Here is a 19439-nt window from a genome sequence, read left to right on the forward strand (position 1 = left end):
GCCCGGTCACCGCCCCTTCGGCAGGCCGAGGATCCGCTCGGCGACGATGTTCTGCTGGATCTGCGAGGTGCCGGCCGCGATGGTGTACGAGAGGGAGGACAGCCGGTCGGCGACCCAGGCGTGGTCCGCGTCCAGCGCGCCGGCGCCCAGCACCTCGGCCGCCGCGTCGTACAGCTCCTGGCGGGCGTGCGAATAGCGCAGCTTGAAGACCGAGCCGCCGACCCCTGGGACGCCCCCGCCGCTCCCCCACGCTCTCGACTTCGCCCGAGCAGGGGGGACCCCCATGGCCTCGCTCACATTCCACTGGGTCAGCCGCCACAGCGCCGCGAACTCCGCGCTCAGCCGGCCCAGTCTGCGGCGCAGCACCGCATCGTCCCAGCGGCCGTTGGCGCGGGCCGTACGGGCGAGCGCGCCGAGCACCCGGCGGCAGGCCACCACCTCGCCGACGAAGGCGGTGCCGCGCTCGAAGGACAGGGTCACCATCGTGACCCGCCAGCCGTCGTTCTCCGCGCCCACGCGGTTGCCGACCGGCACCCGCACCTCGTCGAGGAACACCTCGGCGAACTCCGTCGATCCGGCGAGGGTGCGCAGCGGCCGGACCGTCACGCCGGGCGCGTCCATGGGCATCGCCAGCCAGCTGATGCCGCGGTGCCGGGGCGCGGCCGGGTCGGTGCGGACCAGGAGTTCGCACCAGTCGGCGACCTCCGCGTGCGAGGTCCAGATCTTGGTGCCGCTGACCACATACGTGTCCCCGTCGCGGACCGCGCGGGTGCGCAGCGCGGCGAGGTCGGACCCGGCGTCCGGTTCGCTGAAGCCCTGGCACCAGATCTCGTCGCCGCGCAGGATCGGCGGCAGCCAGCGGGCGCGCTGTTCGGCGGTGCCCTCGGCGGCGATGGTCGGCCCGGCGTGCAGCAGCCCGACGAAGCTCGCGCCGACATAGGGCGCTCCGGCGCGCTCCGTCTCCTCCAGGAAGATCAGGTGCTGGGTGGGGGTGGCGCCCTGTCCGCCGGCGTCCCGCGGCCAGTGCAGGCCCGCGTATCCGGCGTCGTACAGCATCCGCTGCCAGGCCGCGTCGTACGCCCGCCGGCCGGGCCAGTCGATCGCCGCGGGCTTCGGCGGGAGCCCCGGCAGCACCTTGGCGAGCCACTCGCGCAGCCGGGCCCGGAAGTCTTCCTCTTCCTCCGTGTACGTGAGGTCCACTACCGGTCCCGGTCCAGATCCAGGCCGAGCATGCGGATGGCGTTGCCGCGCATCAGCTTGTAGACCGTCTCGTCGTCCAGGCCCTTCACATGGTCGAGGGCGACCTCCTTGGTGTGCGGGAAGGTCGAGTCGACGTGTGGGTAGTCGGTCTCGAAGGTGGCGTTGTCCCGGCCGACGGTGTCCAGGGACGCCACCCCGTGCTTGTCGCGGAAGAAGCAGCAGAAGATCTGGCGGTAGTAGTACGTGGAGGGCGGCTCGGGGATCAGCTCGCGTACCCCGCCCCAGGCGCGGTGCTCCTCCCAGACGTCGTCCGCGCGCTCCAGGGCGTACGGGATCCAGCCCATCTGGCCTTCGGAGTAGGCGAGTGTGAGGCGCGGGAACTTCACCAGGACGCCGCTGAAGAGGAAGTCCATCATCGAGGCCATGGCGTTGTTGAAGCTGAGCGACGCCTGGACGGCGGGCGGTGCGTCCGGGGACGCGGCCGGCATCTGGGAGCTGGACCCGATGTGCATATTGACGACCGTGCCGGTCTCCTGGCAGACGGCGAAGAAGGGGTCCCAGTAGCCGGAGTGGATCGACGGCAGGCCCAGATGGGTGGGAATCTCCGAGAAGGTCACGGCCCGCACACCGCGCGCCGCGTTGCGCTTGATCTCGGCGACCGCGAGATCGATGTCCCACAGCGGGATGATGCACAGCGGGATGAGCCGGCCGCCGCTGCCGCCGCACCACTCCTCCACCATCCAGTCGTTGTACGCGCGCACACAGGCGAGGGCCACCTCCTTGTCCTGCGCCTCGGCGAAGGTCTGGCCGCAGAAGCGCGGGAAGGTCGGGAAGCAGAGGGACGCCTCGACGTGGTTGAGGTCCATGTCCTTGAGCCGCTCGGCCGGGTCCCAGCAGCCGCGCCGCATCTCGTCGCGGGTGATGCCCTCCAGCGTCATGTCGTCGCGGTCGAAGCCGACGGCGGCGATATTGCGCTTGTACGGGAACTTCAGGTCCTCGTAGATCCACCAGTCGGCGGGCGGCCCGTCCGGGTCCATGGTGATCTGGTACTTCCCCCCGACGTACGCGAGTTCGCCGATCCCCGCGGTCAGCGGCCTGGGCCCGCGGTCTTGGTACTTCTTCGGCAGCCAGGTCTCGAAGAGGTGCGCGGGCTCGATCACATGGTCGTCGACGCTGACGATGCGCGGTAGTTCCATCGGGTTCCCCATCGTTGTCCCCTCACCACGAATCTGATGACCCGTCAGAAGGAGGCTAGACCCGGACCCTCTGGACCGACAAGGCGCGGGCCTCTAACCTCGGCCCGGAATCTGACGTAGCGTCAGTCAACGGGAGGGGCAGATGACCGGCACCACCCTCTGGGACCTGGTCGCGTGGCGCGCCGCCCGCACGCCCGGGGCCACCGCCCTCATCCAGGGGGCCGAGTCCGCCCGGCACGAGCGCCTGATCACCTTCGGCGGACTGCGCCGGCGCGCGGAACGGGTCGCGGCCGGCCTCCACGACCTGGGCGTACGGCCCGGCAGCCGGGTCGTCTGGCAGCTGCCGACCCGGATCGAGACCGTGCTGCTCAGCCTGGCGCTGGCCCGTATCGGTGCCCTCCAGAGCCCGGTCGTCCCGCTCTACCGCGACCACGAGGTGGGCCAGGTGCTGCGCCGCACCCACGCCGCGTTCCTCGCCGTCCCCGGCATCTGGCGCGGCTTCGACCACCGTGCGATGGCTCACCGCCTGGCCGCCGGACTGCCCGGCCCGCTCACCGTCATCGAGGCGTACGACACCCTCCCCGACGGCGACCCGGCCGTACTGCCCCCACCGCCCACCGACGCCGACGCGGTCCGCTGGATCTACTGGACCTCGGGCACCACCGCCGGCCCCAAGGGCGTCCTGCACACCGACCACAGCCTGCGCACGGCCGGCCGCTGCCTGGCCGACGCGCTGCGCCTCGACCCGTCCGACATCGGCTCGATGGCCTTCCCGTACGCCCATGTCGCCGGCCCCGACTACACCGTCATGCTTCTGCTGCACGGCATCCCGGCCCTCCTGCTGGAGCACTTCTCCCTGCCCGGCTCGCTCGCCGCCTACCGGCGCCACCACGTCACCGTCGCCGGCGGCTCCACCGCCTTCTACGCCCTCTTCCTGGCCGAACAGCGCAAGCTGCCGCCGGGGCAGCGGCTGCTGCCGTCGCTGCGGCTGCTGGCCGGCGGCGGCGCGCCCAAGCCGCCCGACCTGTACCACGAAGTCGTCGCCGAACTCGGCTGCCGGCTCACCCACGGCTACGCCATGACCGAGGCCCCGATGGTCACCATGGGCGATCCGCACGACAGCCCCGAACTGCTCGCGACGACCGACGGCCGGCCGCCCGCCGGGATGGAGATCCGGATCGCGCCCGGGAGCGGGGAGATCTCGCTGCGCGGCCCGGCCGTCTGCCGCGGCTACCTCGACGAGCCCACCCCGTTCGACGCCGACGGCTTTCTGCCCACCGGCGACCTCGGCCACCTCACCCCCACCGGCCACCTCGTGATCACCGGCCGCCTCAAGGACATCATCATCCGCAAGGGCGAGAACATCTCCGCCCAGGAGATCGAGGAGCTGCTCCACCGGCACCCGGACGTGGCCGACGCCGCGGTCATCGGACTGCCGGATGCCGAGCGCGGCGAACGGGTCTGCGCGGTCCTCGAACAGCCTGGTAACGCAAGGGAGTTGACGCTCGACGCGGTGCGGACACACCTCCTCGGCCAGGGCCTGGCCCCACACAAGATCCCCGAACAGCTGGAGGTGCTGGCCGCCCTGCCGCGCGGGGCGACACTGCGCAAGGTGCTCAAGCAGGAGCTGCGGGAGCGGTTCGGGGGTGGTGGGACGGGACCGGCCCCGAGGGGAGCCGGCTGAGGGCCGCCCCGCCGAGGTCGAGCTGACCGTGACCGCCGACGGCACGATCGCCGTCGACGACGCGGGTCCCGGCGTACCCCCCGCCCTGGCGCATTCGTTGTTCGAACGGTTCCGCAGCGGCTCCGGATCGACCGGCCTCGGTCTGTCCATCGCCTCCTCGGTCGCCCAGGCCCACGGCGGCACTCTCACCGTCGAGACCAGCGCGCGCGGCGGCGCCCGCTTCCTCCTCAAGCTCCCCGCCCGCGGTCGGTAGCCCGTCGTGGGACGCGGACGCCGGGGCGGCCGGGTCACCGCCCGTCCGCCGTGGCCACCATGGACGCGCCCATGCGGACATCCGCTGTCCTCCTCACCCCGTACGGTCACCGCATGAGCCACTCCCGACCCCGTATCGACACCGCCGGGCGCCGCGCCCGCCTCGGGCGGCGGCAGCTGCTCGCGCCCGACTGCCGGGCGGCCCGTACCGAAGAGGTCGCCGACGCGGTCGTGGGGCTGCACGCCAGCGACCCGGCGACCGTCCACCTGGCCGCCTGCGCCCGGCTGACCGTGCCGGACCCCGCCGACGTGGAGCGCGCGCTCTACACCGACCGTTCGCTGGTCCGGCTGCTGTGCATGCGCCGCACCCTCTTCGCGGTCGGCGCCGCACTCGCGCCGGTCGTCGCCTCCTCCACCGGGCAGGCGATCGCCGCCAAGGAGCGGGCCGGGATGGTCACATGGGTCCTCGACGGCGCCCCGGGATGGGATCGGCGGCGACTGGCCCAGGTCGAGGCGAAGACGCTGGCGGCGCTGGCCGCGCGCGGGGAGGCGACCGCGGCCGAGCTCGCCGCCGAGGTGCCCGACCTGCGCGACACCATCGTGGTCTCGCCCGGCAAGCCGTACGAGGCGACGGTCGCCGTCTCCAGCCGGATTCTGCGGGTGCTGGCCGCCGAGGGACGGATCCGGCGCGGCCGCCCGCGCGGTGGCTGGACCAGCAGCTCCTTCCGCTGGACGCCCGGCACCGCGTTCGCCGACCTGCCCGCGCCGCCGGCCCCCGAGGCACGCGCCGCGCTCACCCGCCGCCGGCTCGCCTCATACGGCCCGGCGACCGTCGAGGACCTCAAGTGGTGGACAGGCTGGACGCTCACCGACACCCGCCGCGCGGTGGCCGCCACCGACGCCGTCGAGGTGACGCTGGACGACGGCACCACCGGCCTGGCGCTGCCCGACGACCTCGAACCGGTCCCCGCGCCCGAGCCCTGGGCCGCGCTGCTGCCCGGCCTCGACCCCACCGCGATGGGCTGGAAGGCCCGCGACTGGTACCTCGACCCGGACCACGTACCGCACCTCTTCGACCGCAGCGGCAACATCGGGCCGACGGTGTGGTGGAACGGCCGGATCATCGGCGGCTGGGCCCAGCGCGCCGACGGCGAGATCGTCTGGCGGCTGCTCACGGACGACGGCGGCAGCGAGGCCGCCGCGGCAGTTGCCGCCGAGGCGGCCCGGCTGGCGTCCTGGGTCGGCGAGGTCCGTGTCACCCCGCGGTTCCGGACGCCGCTGGAGCGGAAGTTGAGCGGGTAGGCCGCCGCCCGATGCGTCCGCCTCAGGCGGGGCGGTACGCGCTCGTCGCCTGCTCGTACAGCTGGTCCACCGCACGGCGGTCGTTGTCCGGGCCGATCGCCAGGACGAGGTGGTAGCGGCCCTCGTGGATCATCGCGAGATTACGCACATAGACCTCGCGTCCGCTGCTGTCGCGCCAGGTGAAGGTGCCCTCCGCCATCGCCGTCTTGCCGACGTCGATCCGCCGCAGGCCGGAGGCCGAGGCCCAGCTGGAGGTGCGGTACGGCGCCAGCTCGGCTTCCTTGTTCTGCAGATACGCCATCGGGTCCGTGCCGAAGCGCGCCGTCGTGTCGCGGCCGGGCACGATCACCAGCTCGTAGTCCCCGCCGACGTACCGCACCTGGCCCCGCTCGTCCGCACCGCGCCGCTGCCAGCCCTTGCGGACCGCGACCTGGAAACCCTTGGGGTCGGTACGTACCTCGAAGCCCTTGGCGACATCCGCCGGCGCGGTGGTCTGCGGCGCTCCGGTGCCCGCCGAGCCGCCGTTCCGCTCGCCTCCCCGGTCGCCGTCCTGGCCGGACGGTGTGGGGCTGCCGCCGGGCGCCGCACCCGATGTGCCCGTACGGTCCGCGCCGCGCTGCCCGGCCTTGGAACCCTGTCCGGCCTTCGGCAGGAACGCCATCGCGTAGATCACCGCGCCGACGAGGAGAAGCAGGATCGTGGTGAGCAGCAGCCGGCCGAGGTTGCGCGGGGCACGCGCCGGCCGGGCCTGCCGCGGGCCCGCCTCCAGGCTGACCTGGCCCAGCATCTGCTGCTCGTAGGGGTCCCGGGCCGAAGCCCTGGCCTGTCCGGCGGGCTTGGGCGGCCTGGCGGGCCGGGCCGCCCGGGCCGGTCTGGGCTGCCGGAGCGGTTTCGGCTGCTTCGGCGGGCGGGGCAGCCGCGGCGGCGCGGCCGGGCCGGTCTGCTCCGGGCCCGGCGTACGGCGGGGGCCCGGCGGCCGCGCGACGGGCGCCTGCGCGATCGTCGATACCGCCTGCGGCTGCCCCGCGCCCCGGGCCGTCCGGCTCTTCTTGTGCCGCCCCTTACGGACGAGTTCGCCGCGCCGCCGCACGATCGGCAGCCGCCGCGGATCGGTCCCCCGCTCCAGCGCCGGCATCGTCACCAGACGGCTGCCCGCCGCCGGTTCCGGCGCCGTACGGATCAGCGAGCGCAGCCGGCCGCGCAGCTGCTCGAAGTCCGGCCGGTCGGCGGGGTCCTGACGCAGCAGGGACTCGACGACGGGCCGCAGCGCCCCGCACTCCTCGGCGACCGCGGGCGGCTCCGAACAGACCAGCTGCGCCAGTTCCACGGCGCTGTCCTCGGGGAACGGCGGATGCCCCTGCACCGCGCGGAACAGCAGCGCGCCGACCGCCCACAGATCGGTGGCCGGGCCGACCGGCGGCGCCGACTGCCGGTTCTCGTGGACGGGGCCGGCCTGCTCCGGCGCCCAACGCTCGGTGACCGGGCCGATGACGGTCAGCCGCGCCTGCCGCGCCCGTTCGGCGGCGAGCCCGGCGGTGGGGCGGCCGTATGCGGGGGCGGCAGCGGTGGCAGTGGTGGCCGTGGTGGCAGTGGTGGTGGCGCCGTCGCCCGGGGCGGGCTTGGCCAGGGAGGCCTTGGCCAGGGAGGCCTTGGCCAGGGAGGCCTTGGCCAGGGAGGCCTTGGCCGCGGCGCCTGTGGCGACAACGGCCGCTGCGGACTCGGCCTGCGGAGTCTCGTTCTGCGGGGTCTCGTTCTGCGGGGTCTCGACCGCGGGCGGCGAATCGTATCCGCACAGCGCCTCCTGGGCCGCGCCCGCCGCCAGCCCGGTCAGGATCGCCCGGCCGTCGTCGCAGACCAGGACCGTACGGGTGGTGATGTTGCGGTGGAGCCAGCCGTCCCCGTGCAGCACACGCAGCGCGGTCAGCAGATCCGCCGCGATCTCCGCGGCGCGGTGCGGGGACAGCGTCCGCTCGGCGAGCAGCGCGGACAGCGGACGGGCGGTGAGCAGCTCGCCGACGATCCACAGGCTGCCGTCCTGCGCGAAGACGTCGAAGATCTGCTCCAGCCGGGGGTGATCGGGCAGCTGGGCCGCGGTCGTGGCGGCCTCCAGGGCGCGTCGTACTGCGGGGTCCTTGGGGCTGCGGTCGGCGCCGCCCGACGTCCCCGCCACCCTCGTCGCCCGCGTACCGCCGAAGTGCCCCCCGCCGGAGCCCCCCTCGGCGAACCCGGCCGCCTCCGCCCCCACGACCTCCGCCTCCACGACCTCCGGCAGCGGCACCTGACGGAGCAGGACCTCCTGCCCGCTGTACGTGTCGAACGCCCGGGTCTGGGTGAAGTCGTCGTCGCCGAGCGGGCGCAACGGCAGGCGGTAACGCTCGGCGAGCACCCTTCCCGCGTACTCGTCCACGACGCCTCCCCGCAGCGCGCGCTGTCTCTACCGTCGCGCCGGAGCCACCCATCGGCGCTGACGCCTCCGGTCACTTCCGGTCGTATTCCCGCCGATTGCGGATGCGTACGGCCCTCGATGTCTCAGATGTCTCACGATACGTGCCCGCACGGGCGGTTGCGGCCCCCTCGGCCACGACGCGCGCCGTCTCAGTCCTTCACCGTGAAGGTCTTGAACGCGGTCGCGATCAGCTCCTGGCACGCCTTGTCCGACCAGGCGTCCGCCTTGCACGTGATCATGATGGCGTAACCGTGCTGGTCATCGGCCCGGAACCCGCGGTCAAGGACCCGAACCTTCTCGCCGTCCTGCTTCCGCGTGAACGACCAGTCCGCGACCGTCGGATAGTTCCGCCACTTCACGGACTTGATGCTGATGCGGTGGTAGTCCTCGGTGGAGCTGCGCACGGCCGGCTCCAGGCTGCGCCATGCGGCCGCCGCGTCGGTGCCGGGCTTGGCGTTGTAGTCGACCTGGACCCGCGGGAAGCCGCCCGAGGCGCTGTAGATGGCGCCGGAGTTCTCTCCCGCCGTATCGGTCTGCTTGAAGCCCTTGGGCATCGCCATACGGAAGTGGAACGAGCCGTTGGAGAGCTCGGCGAAGCCGTCGGGCAGCGCCTTGCCGTCCTTGCCCTTGTCGTCGGCCGGGCCGGCGCTCGGCGACTGCGGGCCCGAGGGGGCGGGCCGGTCCTTCGCCGCGTCGCCGCCCGCTTCGGCCGAGTCCGTCGAGGGCTTCGTCCGGGCCGCGGACGACGATGACGCCTTGTCATGCTTGGCGGCCGACTTGCCGCTCGTGCCGCTCGTGTCGCCGCCGCTCAGGGCGATGGCCAGGATCGTGCCCAGTACGGCCAGTGCGACGACCACGGCCACGATGATCAGCGTGCGGCGCGGGACCACATCGGTCACCGACGCGCGCGGGACGGACGGACGGTTCCCGTCACCGGGTCTGGACTCCGAACGGGCCGCCGCGGTGGCCGCGGCGTTGCGTACGGACTGCAGGGCGCCGCGCATCCGCTCCTTGGCCGCGTCGGCGTCGAAGCCGGGGCGGGCGCCCGCCGGACGGCCCGCTCCCGAACCGCCCGAGCCCTTGGCGTCCTGCCGCGGGCGCTCGGTCCGCTCCGGCGCACTCGTCGCCGCGGCCTTGGCGGCGCCGGCCTTGGCAGCCGCCGGCTTGCTCGCGCCCGCCTTGCTCGCACCGGCCTTCTTCCCGGCCCCGGCGGCCGGCTCGGCCACCGGGGCGGCCGGCTTCGCCTTCGGCCCCCGCGCCACCCGCGACTTCGGGGCCGCCTTCGGCTTCGGCGTGTCCTTGGGCTTCGGCGCCACCCGCTCCTCGGGGACCGTCGGCAGCGCCATCGCCCGGGTCGCGTCGGCCGGCGGCTCCGGCGCCTGGGCCTCGGGGGCGTGGATGACGTCCAGCAGCAGCGCCCGCGCGCCGGCGTCGTCGAGCCGGTTCGCCGGGTCCTTCACCAGCAGGCCGTAGATGACCTCTTCCAGTACGCCGGCGCTCTTCGGCGGCTCGACCGGCTCGGTCATCACCGCCGTCAGCGTGGCGATCGCCGAACCCTTGTCGTACGGCGGGACGCCCTCGACGCAGGCGTACAGCAGACCGCCCAGCGACCACATGTCGGCCGGCGGGCCGGGCTTGTGGCCGCGGGCGCGCTCGGGGGAGATGTAGGAGGGGGCGCCGACGAGCATGCCCGTCGAGGTCACGGAGGGGTCGCCCTCGACCTGGGCGATACCGAAGTCGGTCAGCACGACCCGGCCGTCGTCGGACATCAGGACGTTGGACGGCTTCACATCGCGGTGCAGGATGCCCTCGCCGTGCGCGGAGCGCAGCACGTCGAGCACGGCAAGGCCCACCTCGGCGGCGCGGCGCGGGGTGAGCGGGCCGTCGTCACGGACGACCTCGGCGAGCGAGCGGCCCTCGACCAGCTCCATCACGATCCACGGCCGGTCGTCCTCGTCGACCACGTCATAGACCGTCACCGCGCCGTTGTTCCGGATCCGGGCGATCGCCTTGGCCTCGCGCAGCGTGCGGGTGATCAGACGACGCTTCTCGTCCTCCTCGACCCCGCCCGGGAAGCGCAGTTCCTTGACTGCGACCGTACGGCCCAGGACCTCGTCGCGTGCCCGCCAGACGGTGCCCATGCCACCCCGGCCGAGAACATCGGCGAGCCGGTACCGGCCGGCGAGCAGCCTGCCCTCCTTGCCGTCCATCTCGACCTCGTCGCCCACTGAATCCCCTCTGCAATCCAGCCGAGTTGGCAGCTTCGACTTCCCATCGATCACCAAACTGGCCCAACTCGGACAACCCACCCTGGCAGAGCCTTCATTCTCCCTCATCCGCGGCCATGCGGAAGGCCCGGGTCGGTGCCGGTCGGTGCCGTGTACCCGTCATGATGGCCCCGACGAACGGGAGTCCCGATGACGATGCGCTCGCCCCGCCCGGCCGCGGCCGGTGCCCTCCCCCCTGCGCCGTCACCGGCCGGTCACCGCGGCATCACGGTCCGTACGGGCGCGCTGGCCGCCCTGGCCGCGCTGGCCCTGACGGCGTGTACCGGCCAGACCCGCTACGCCCCGATCCCGCCCCTGGAACTCGAACGGCCGCCCGCGACGACCGGGCACGCACTGCACCGTCTGGTCGGCGACGGGGCCCCGGGCGCCGCCTCCCTCATCACCCGCGACGGGTTCCCGGCCCCGCGCTTCTCCACGGCCGGCGTGGCCGATCTGCGCAGCGGCCGCAAGATGGGCCCGCTGGACCACTTCCGGGCCGGCAGCCTCACCAAAACCCTGGTCGCCACGGTGATCCTGCAGCTCGTCGCCGAGGGGAAGCTGACCCTGCACGACACCGCGGCCGCGCACCTCCCGCCGGACGTACCGGCCACGGGAGAGGGCGACCGCAGCGATCTGCGGAAGGTGACGATCCGCCAGCTGCTGGACCATACGAGCGGCTTGTTCAACTACACCGCGGACTCCCGGCTCTCGAAGCAGCTCTACGGCAAGGGCTTCGGCGCCCACCGCTACGACAGCCACACCCCGGCGGAGCTGCTGCGGATCGCCCTGAGCCACCCGCCGGTCGCCGCACCGGGCACCCGTTACGCCTACTCCAACACCAACTACCTCGTACTCGGCCTGGTCATCAAGGCGGTCACCGGACACCCGTACGCCACGGAGATCCGGCGCCGCATCCTCTTCCCCGCCGGGCTCGACCACACCACCTTCCCCGGCACCGACCCGGCGCTGCCCGAGCCGCACGGCCGCGCGTACTCCCGGATCGGCGACCGGCGGGTGGACACCACGTCCCTGGACCCCAGCCGGGCCGGCGCGGCCGGCGAGATGGTCACCACCCTGGGCGATCTCAACCGCTTCTTCTCCGCGCTGCTCGGCGGCAAGTTCCTGGCGCCGCGCCAGATGGCCCAGATACGCAACGAGAAGGGCACCGGCGGCACCTACGGCCTCGGCCTGTACGCGACCGAGCTGCCCTGCGGCGTCACGGTCTGGGGTCACAGCGGCGATATCAACGGCTCCTTCGCCCAGACCGCGGGCACCGCCGACGGCCACCACCTGGTCAGCTACCGCGTGAACACCGACGCCCTGCCCGACCCGGCACACGCCACCGCCGTACTGACGGCGGAGTTCTGCGCGTCCCAGGGTCTGTCCGATGGGTCAGGGCCGGAAAGGCCCTAGAGCGGCACGATGTCCGGCGCCCCCAACCGCGCCGCATCCGCCGTCAGATCGTCCGGCTGCCGCTGCGATTCGCGCTCCGCCTCGACCCGCTTCCGGTAGTGCGCGATCTCCTTCTCGATCTGGTCGCTGTCCCAGCCCAGCGCCGGCGCGATCAGCTCGGCCACCTCGCGGGCGCTGCGGGTGCCCCGGTCGAAGGTCTCGATGGAGATACGGGTACGCCGGGTCAGCACGTCGTCGAGATGCCGGGCGCCCTCGTGCGTACAGGCGTAGACCGCCTCGGCGCGCAGATAGTCGTCGGCGGCCGCCAGCGGTTCGCCCAGTGAAGGATCGGCCACCACCAGCTCCAGCAGCTCCTCGGCGAGCGAGCCGTAACGGTTCAACAGATGCTCGATGCGCGCCACATGCAGTCCGGTGCGCGCCGCGATCCGGGCCCGCGCGTTCCACAGCGCCTTGTAGCCCTCGGCGCCGACCAGCGGCACATCCTCGGTGACACACTCGGCGACCCTCTGGTCCAAGCCGTGCACCGCCTCGTCCACCGCGTCCTTGGCCATCACCCGGTACGTCGTGTACTTGCCGCCGGCGACCACCACCAGGCCCGGCACCGGATGCGCGACCGTGTGCTCACGCGACAGCTTGCTGGTGGCGTCCGACTCACCGGCCAGCAGCGGCCGCAGCCCCGCGTACACGCCCTCCACGTCGTCCCTGGTCAGCGGCGTCGCCAGCACCGAGTTCACATGCTCCAGCAGATAGTCGATATCCGCGCTGGAGGCCGCCGGATGGGCCTTGTCCAGGTCCCAGTCGGTGTCCGTCGTGCCCACGATCCAGTGCCGTCCCCACGGGATGACGAACAGGACGCTCTTCTCCGTCCGCAGGATCAGCCCGGTCGTCGAATGGATCCGGTCCTTGGGTACAACCAGGTGAATTCCCTTCGATGCGCGGACGTGGAACTGCCCGCGCTCACCGATCAGCGCCTGGGTGTCGTCCGTCCACACACCGGTGGCGTTGACGATCTGCCGCGCCCGGACCTCGTAGTCCAGGCCCCCTTCGACGTCCTGCACCCGCGCGCCGACCACCCGCTCGCCCTCGCGCAGAAAACCCACCACGCGCGCCCGGTTGGCGACCTGCGCGCCATAGGCGGCCGCGGTCCGCACGATCGTCGCCACATACCGCGCGTCGTCCATCTGCGCGTCGTAGTACTGCAACGCGCCGACCAGCGCGTCCTTCTTCAGGCAGGGCGCCACCCGCAGCGCCCGCTTGTGCGACAGATGCCGGTGCGCGGGCAGCCCGCGGCCGTGCCCCGACGAGATCGACATCCCGTCGTACAGCGCCACACCCGCGCCCGCGTACCAGCGCTCCCAGCCCTTGTGCTGCAGCGGATACAGGAACGGCACCGGCTTGACCAGGTGCGGCGCCAGCCGCTCCAGCAGCAGCCCCCGCTCCTTCAACGCCTCCCGCACCAGCGCGAAGTCCAGCATTTCCAGATACCGCAGACCGCCGTGGATGAGCTTGCTCGACCGGCTGGACGTGCCCGAGGCCCAGTCGCGCGCCTCGACCAGTCCGGTGGACAGGCCACGCGTCGCCGCGTCCAGAGCGGTCCCCGCGCCGACGACTCCGCCGCCGACCACGAGAATGTCCAGCTCCCGCTCCGCCATTCGGGCGAGCGCCTCGGCCCGCTGTGCCGGTCCCAGTATCGCTGTCTTCACCGCTGCCTCCCGCTGTGATCGGGGCCACACCCCCCGTCCGTCGATTCTGTCCGCGCTACGTGTCGGTATCCACCCTCCGCTCACGGCGGCAACACCCCGCCACCTTGATCCACCAATCCTTATTCTGGGTCAAATGTCGGCTTAGTGTACTTATGCGCCATCCGGAATCGCTCGGGAAGGACGGCCGCAGCATGCCCGCAGATCTCGCCGTCATCGGACTCGGTCACCTCGGCCTCCCCCTCGCCCAGGCCGCCACCACCGCCGGCGTCGGCACCCTCGGCTACGACCCCGACCCGCACGCCGCCCTCTCCGGCGCCGACGGGCCACTGACCGCCACCGAACTCCGCCGCCTGCTCTCCGCCGGCTTCCGCACCACCAACGACCCCACCGCCCTCGGCCGGGTCCGTACCGCCGTCATCTGCGCACCCACGCCACTCGGCGAGGACCGCGCCCTGGACCTGACCGCCGTCGCCGACGCCGCCCGCACACTCGCCGCACACCTGCGCCCGCACACCACGGTGATCCTCGAATCCACCGCCTACCCGGGCACCACCGAGGAATTCCTGCGCCCCCTCCTCGAAGAGGGCTCAGGCCTCACCGCCGGCCGCGACTTCCACCTCGCCTGCTCCCCCGGCCGCCACGACCCCGGCAACCGCACCCACCGCTACGCCAACACCCCCAAGGTCATCGGCGGCCTCACCCCCGCCTGCACGGAGGCGGCCGCCGCCTTCTACAGCCGCCTCACCGACAAGGTCGTCCGCGCCCGGGGCCCCCGCGAGGCCGAGACCGCCAAACTCCTGGAGACCAACTACCGCCACATCAACATCGCCCTGATGAACGAGATGGCGGTCTTCTGCCATGACATCGGCGTCGACCTGTGGGACGTCATCCGCTGCGCCGAGACCAAGCCGTTCGGCTTCCAGTCCTTCCGCCCCGGCCCCGGCGTAGGCGGCCACGCCGCTCCCATCGACCCCAACTACCTTGCCTACAAAGGCCGTTCGATGGGCCACCCGCTCCGCATGGTCGAACTCGCCCAAGAGGTCAACGGCCGGATGCCGCGCTATGTCATCCAGCGCTGCGCCACCCTCCTCAACGAACACGGCAAGTCCGCCCGCGGCGCGCGCGTACTGCTCCTCGGCGTCACCTACAAGCCGGACATCGGCGACCAGGCAGGCTCCCCGGCCCGTGAAATCGCCTCCCGACTGATGGAACTGGGCGCGCACCTCACCTACCACGACCCGTACGTCCCCCAGTGGAACGTCCTGGGCCGCCCCGTCCCCCGCGCCGACTCCCTCTACGAGGCCGCTGCCGCCGCGGACCTGACGGTGCTGCTCCAGCCCCATCGCACCTACGACCTCCAGGGCCTGTCGGTAAAGGCCCAGCTCCTCCTCGACACACGGGGCGCCACCCCTACGGGCGCGGCCCATCGGCTGTGAGCCGCCCCCGGCGAGAAACCGCAGAAGCTCGGCCGCGCCGTGGCGCGACCGAGCTTCTGCTGTGGGGAATGCGGGAACTACCGCCGATGAGGCGCGACCGTGACCTCGACCCGCTGGAACTCCTTGAGCTCCGAGTAGCCGGTGGTGGCCATCGCCCGGCGCAGCGCACCGAAGAAGTTCATGGAGCCGTCCGGGGTCGTGGACGGCCCCAGCAGCACCTCCTCGGTCGTGCCGACCGCACCGAGGTCCATCCGCTTGCCGCGCGGCACGTCCTCGTGGACCGCCTCCATGCCCCAGTGGTGGCCACGGCCCGGCGCGTCCGTGGCGCGGGCCAGCGGGGAGCCCATCATCACCGCGTCCGCACCGCAGGCGATCGCCTTCGGGAGGTCACCCGACCAGCCCACACCGCCGTCGGCGATGACGTGGACGTAGCGGCCGCCGGACTCGTCCATGTAGTCGCGGCGCGCGGCGGCGACATCGGCGACCGCGGTCGCCATCGGGACCTGGATGCCGAGGACGTTACGGGTGGTGTGCGCGGCGCCGCCGCCGAAGCCGACGAGCACACCGGCCGCGCCGGTACGCATCAGGTGCAGCGCGGCGGTGTACGTGGCGCAGCCGCCGACGATGACCGGGACGTCCAGCTCATAGATGAACTGCTTGAGGTTCAGCGGCTCGGCCGCGGAGGAGACGTGCTCGGCGGAGACCGTCGTCCCGCGGATCACGAAGATGTCGACACCTGCGTCGACAACGGCCTTGGAGAACTGCGCGGTGCGCTGCGGGGAGAGCGCGGCGGCGGTCACGACGCCCGCGTCGCGCACCTCCTTGATGCGCTGCCCGATCAGCTCTTCCTTGATCGGCGCGGCGTAGATCTCCTGCAGCCGCTTGGTGGCCGTGGCGCCGTCCAGCTCCGCGATCTCGGCGAGCAGCGGCTCCGGGTCCTCGTACCGGGTCCACAGACCCTCCAGGTTGAGGACGCCCAGACCGCCCAGCTCACCGATGCGGATCGCGGTCTGCGGCGAGACCACCGAGTCCATGGGAGCGGCCAGGAACGGCAGCTCAAAACGGTAGGCGTCGATCTGCCAGGCGATCGAGACCTCCTTCGGGTCGCGGGTGCGGCGACTGGGTACGACGGCGATGTCGTCGAATGCGTATGCCCGGCGGCCGCGCTTGCCGCGCCCGATCTCGATCTCAGTCACGTGTGTGGCCTTTCTCTACGTCTGCCGTTCCAGTATCCCCGACACATCGAAGCCCGCGGCCGGGGTGCGGCCGCGGGCTTCGGCGTCGCGTACGGGCAAGCCCGTACGCGCAGGTCAGCGCCGGCTGTAGTTCGGTGCCTCGGTCGTCATCTGGATGTCGTGCGGGTGGCTCTCCTTGAGACCCGCGGAGGTGATGCGGACGAAGGTGCCCTTCTCCTTGAGCTCGGGGATGTCGGCGGAGCCGACATAGCCCATGGAAGCGCGCAGGCCGCCGACGAGCTGGTGGGCGACCGAGGCGAGCGGGCCGCGGTAGGGCACCTGGCCCTCGATGCCTTCGGGCACCAGCTTGTCCTCGGAGAGGACGTTGTCCTGGAAGTAGCGGTCCTTGGAGAAGGACCGGCCCAGGCCACGGGACTGCATCGCGCCCAGCGAGCCCATGCCGCGGTACGACTTGAACTGCTTGCCGCTGATGAAGACCATCTCGCCCGGCGACTCCTCGCAGCCGGCCAGCAGCGAGCCCAGCATGACCGTGTCCGCACCGGCCGCGATGGCCTTGGCGATGTCGCCGGAGAACTGCAGGCCGCCGTCACCGATCAGCGGTACGCCCGCGGCGTTCGCGGCCTGCGCCGCCTCGTAGATCGCGGTGACCTGCGGAACGCCGACACCGGCGACGACACGGGTGGTGCAGATGGAGCCGGGGCCGACACCGACCTTGATGCCGTCGGCGCCCGCGTCGATCAGCGCCTGGGCACCGTCACGGGTGGCGACATTGCCGCCGACGACATCGACGTTGATGTTGGACTTGACCTTGGCGATCATGTCGAGGATGCCGCGGCTGTGGCCGTGCGCGCTGTCCACGACCAGGAAGTCGGCACCGGCCTCGACCAGCGCCTGCGCCCGCTCGTACGCCGCGTCGCCGACGCCCACCGCGGCACCGACGACCAGCCGGCCCTCGGCGTCCTTGGCGGCGTTCGGGTACTTCTCCGCCTTGACGAAGTCCTTGACGGTGATCAGGCCCTTGAGCACGCCCGCGTCATCGACCAGCGGCAGCTTCTCGATCTTGTGGCGGCGCAGCAGCTCGATGGCGTCCTCGCCGGAGATGCCGACCTTGCCGGTGACCAGCGGCATCGGCGTCATGACCTCGCGGACCTGACGGCTGCGGTCCATCTCGAAGGCCATATCGCGGTTGGTGACGATGCCCAGCAGCTTGCCCGCGGCATCGGTGACCGGCACACCGCTGATCCGGAACTTGGCACAGAGCGCGTCGGCCTCGGCCAGATCGGCCTCCGGCCGGACCGTGATCGGGTCGGTGACCATGCCGGACTCGGAGCGCTTGACCAGATCGACCTGGTTGGCCTGGTCCTCGATGGACAGGTTGCGGTGGAGTACGCCCGCGCCGCCCTGACGTGCCATGGCGATCGCCATCCGGGCCTCGGTGACCTTGTCCATCGCCGCGGACAGCAGCGGGATGTTCACCGAGACGTTGCGCGAAACCCGGGAGGCGGTGTTCACCGCGTTCGGCAGCACCTCCGACGCACCGGGCAGCAGCAGCACGTCGTCGTAGGTCAGCCCGAGCATGGCGAATTTGGCGGGCATACCGTCGACGTTGTCACTCATGACACCTTCCCCAATGCTCTTGCCTCAGCGCGGACTCCCATGCTAACGGCCTAAAGAAGTGTCCCAATCCACGAGCGATGAGGGCCTCGTCACTTGTGCCTTTCTACGGCGATTTCTCGCCGCCTGCGGCAGGGACCGTTACTGCTCGGCGAGCGCCCGCAGCCTGCTCAGCGCGCGATGCTGGGCGACCCGTACGGCACCGGGCGACATCCCCAGCATCTGCCCGGTCTCCTCGGCCGTCAGCCCGACGGCGACCCGCAGCAGCACCAGCTCGCGCTGATTCTCCGGAAGATTGGCCAGCAGCTTCTTGGCCCACTCGGCGTCGCTGCTCAGCAGCGCCCGCTCCTCGGGGCCCAGGGAGTCGTCCGGCTGTTCGGGCATCTCGTCGGACGGCACGGCCGTGCTGCCCGGATGCCGCATCGCGGCGCGCTGCAGATCGGCGACCTTGTGGCCGGCGATGGCGAAGACGAACGCCTCGAACGGCTTGCCGGTGTCGCGGTAGCGCGGCAGCGCGCAGAGCACCGCGACACACACTTCCTGCGCCAGATCCTCGACGAAGTGCCGGGCGTCACCCGGCAGCCTCGACAGCCGGGTGCGGCAGTAGCGCAGGGCGAGGGGGTGCACATGAGCCAGCAGGTCATGGGTGGCCCGCTGGTCTCCCTCGACGGCGCGTGCGACGAGATCGCCGATCTCCTGCTTCCCGTCATCGCGCATCGGTCCATGGTGCCTTGGCGCCGCACGATCCGCGGCACCAGGTCCGTGCTTGTGCACTGAAGCGTTATGCGCGGCAGGTGCGCCGGCTGTCATGTCCTGCGCCCTCCCCTCGTGCCCGACCGACCCGTCCCCGAGGAACTCCATACCTCAAGGATGCGGCACGGCGCGGGGAATCGGACCGCCGTCGCACGCGGGCGGCTTGCGGGGCACCATGCCGCCCCGCCCGCCGCAGGGCGGGCGGGGATCTTCACTCCCCCGCATCGCTGCACGTCACAACGCCTTAGCGGACCAGTCCCCAGCGGAAGCCCAGGGCCACCGCATGCGCCCGGTCCGAGGCGCCGAGTTTCTTGAAAAGGCGCCGCGCGTGGGTTTTGACCGTGTCCTCGGAGAGAAAAAGCTCACGCCCGATCTCGGCGTTCGACCGGCCGTGGCTCATACCCTCCAGGACCTGGATCTCGCGCGCGGTCAGCGTCGGCGCGGCCCCCATCTCGGCGGACCGCAGCCGGCGCGGGGCGAGCCGCCACGTCGGGTCGGCCAGCGCCTGGGTCACCGTCGCCCGCAGTTCGGCGCGCGAGGCGTCCTTGTGCAGATAGCCGCGGGCACCGGCGGCGACCGCGAGCGCGACACCGTCCAGATCCTCGGCCACCGTGAGCATGATGATCCGGGCGCCGGGGTCGGCGGACAGCAGCCGGCGCACGGTCTCGACACCGCCGAGACCGGGCATCCGTACGTCCATCAAAATCAGGTCCGAGCGATCGGCACCCCAGCGGCGGAGGACTTCCTCGCCGTTGGCCGCGGTCGTCACACGCTCGACGCCGGGCACGGTCGCAACCGCCCGACGGAGCGCCTCTCGGGCAAGCGGGGAGTCGTCGCAGACGAGGACGGATGTCATGACCGTCCTCCGCAGCTGATGCGCGTCACCTTGAGCCTCCAGGCTGGTACGTATCGTCACCTGTGCGATTGACGGCCGCTCGGACATCTGCCCGAGGGCTACCTCTGCCAATCGCCTCCGC

The 19439-nt window shown here is 72.2% G+C and carries 14 protein-coding genes; 5 read left to right on the forward strand and 9 right to left on the reverse strand.

All coding sequences use genetic code 11. The annotated features are described in order from the left end of the window. Window positions 1–6 precede the first annotated feature (6 nt). A complete protein-coding gene (locus KI385_RS20030) occupies window positions 7–1200 on the reverse strand; it encodes an acyl-CoA dehydrogenase family protein (protein ID WP_238573538.1) in 1194 nt (397 codons plus the stop codon). After that, window positions 1200–2396, reverse strand: a complete 1197-nt coding sequence (locus KI385_RS20035) for an amidohydrolase family protein (RefSeq protein WP_238573540.1) — start codon at window positions 2394–2396, stop codon at window positions 1200–1202. Before KI385_RS20035 ends, KI385_RS20030 begins: the two co-directional genes overlap by 1 nt. A gap of 142 nt (window positions 2397–2538) precedes the next feature. On the opposite strand from KI385_RS20035, the gene KI385_RS20040 reads away from it, so the two are divergent. The 3 genes from KI385_RS20040 (at window position 2539) to KI385_RS20050 (ending at window position 5634) form a co-directional block, all read left to right on the forward strand. Next, on the forward strand, window positions 2539–4080 hold the full coding sequence (locus KI385_RS20040; RefSeq protein ID WP_238573541.1) for a class I adenylate-forming enzyme family protein: 1542 nt from the start codon (window positions 2539–2541) through the stop codon (window positions 4078–4080). Then, on the forward strand, window positions 4043–4333 hold the full coding sequence (locus KI385_RS20045) for a sensor histidine kinase (RefSeq protein ID WP_238573543.1): 291 nt from the start codon (window positions 4043–4045) through the stop codon (window positions 4331–4333). The genes KI385_RS20040 and KI385_RS20045 overlap by 38 nt, the downstream gene beginning before the upstream one ends. Before the next feature lie 113 nt (window positions 4334–4446). Further along, window positions 4447–5634 carry a winged helix DNA-binding domain-containing protein gene (locus KI385_RS20050; protein WP_238573544.1) on the forward strand — a complete coding sequence of 396 codons (1188 nt, stop codon included), beginning with the start codon at window positions 4447–4449 and terminating at the stop codon, window positions 5632–5634. Window positions 5635–5656: 22 nt separating this feature from the next. On the opposite strand, the gene KI385_RS20055 is transcribed toward KI385_RS20050, so the two are convergent. Both KI385_RS20055 and KI385_RS20060 read right to left on the reverse strand, forming a co-directional pair. Then, window positions 5657–8041: a protein kinase gene (locus tag KI385_RS20055; RefSeq protein ID WP_238573545.1), complete on the reverse strand. Its 2385-nt coding sequence runs from the start codon at window positions 8039–8041 to the stop codon at window positions 5657–5659. A 188-nt stretch (window positions 8042–8229) separates the two neighbouring features. Continuing rightward, window positions 8230–10308: a serine/threonine-protein kinase gene (locus tag KI385_RS20060; protein WP_238573547.1), complete on the reverse strand. Its 2079-nt coding sequence runs from the start codon at window positions 10306–10308 to the stop codon at window positions 8230–8232. A gap of 189 nt (window positions 10309–10497) precedes the next feature. Between KI385_RS20060 and KI385_RS20065 the strand changes: the two genes are divergently transcribed. Beyond that, entirely contained in the window at window positions 10498–11760 is a 1263-nt protein-coding gene (locus KI385_RS20065) for a serine hydrolase domain-containing protein (protein ID WP_238573550.1), read from the forward strand. Here the strand turns inward: KI385_RS20065 and KI385_RS20070 are convergent. Next, window positions 11757–13463 carry a glycerol-3-phosphate dehydrogenase/oxidase gene (locus tag KI385_RS20070; protein ID WP_238573552.1) on the reverse strand — a complete coding sequence of 569 codons (1707 nt, stop codon included), beginning with the start codon at window positions 13461–13463 and terminating at the stop codon, window positions 11757–11759. The two genes, KI385_RS20065 and KI385_RS20070, sit on opposite strands and share 4 nt — an antisense overlap. Before the next feature lie 191 nt (window positions 13464–13654). Between KI385_RS20070 and KI385_RS20075 the strand changes: the two genes are divergently transcribed. Next, window positions 13655–14899, forward strand: a complete 1245-nt coding sequence (locus tag KI385_RS20075; protein WP_238573554.1) for a nucleotide sugar dehydrogenase — start codon at window positions 13655–13657, stop codon at window positions 14897–14899. 77 nt (window positions 14900–14976) lie between these two features. Here the strand turns inward: KI385_RS20075 and KI385_RS20080 are convergent, their stop codons facing one another. The 4 genes from KI385_RS20080 to KI385_RS20095 all read right to left on the reverse strand — a co-directional run bounded on the left by KI385_RS20080 (window position 14977) and on the right by KI385_RS20095 (window position 19318). Continuing rightward, on the reverse strand, window positions 14977–16095 hold the full coding sequence (locus KI385_RS20080) for a GuaB3 family IMP dehydrogenase-related protein (protein ID WP_128507115.1): 1119 nt from the start codon (window positions 16093–16095) through the stop codon (window positions 14977–14979). Window positions 16096–16209: 114 nt separating this feature from the next. Further along, entirely contained in the window at window positions 16210–17712 is a 1503-nt protein-coding gene (gene guaB, locus KI385_RS20085) for an IMP dehydrogenase (RefSeq protein WP_128507117.1), read from the reverse strand. 138 nt (window positions 17713–17850) lie between these two features. Next, window positions 17851–18426 (reverse strand): sigma-70 family RNA polymerase sigma factor, encoded by a 576-nt coding sequence (locus tag KI385_RS20090; RefSeq protein ID WP_018090849.1) that lies wholly within the window; start codon window positions 18424–18426, stop codon window positions 17851–17853. A 280-nt stretch (window positions 18427–18706) separates the two neighbouring features. Then, window positions 18707–19318 (reverse strand): response regulator transcription factor, encoded by a 612-nt coding sequence (locus KI385_RS20095; RefSeq protein ID WP_003948568.1) that lies wholly within the window; start codon window positions 19316–19318, stop codon window positions 18707–18709. Between the last annotated feature and the right edge of the window lie 121 nt (window positions 19319–19439).

Origin of the sequence: Streptomyces inhibens, assembly GCF_022221585.1 — a bacterium.
In the GTDB taxonomy this organism is placed as follows: Bacteria; Actinomycetota; Actinomycetes; order Streptomycetales; family Streptomycetaceae; genus Streptomyces; species Streptomyces inhibens.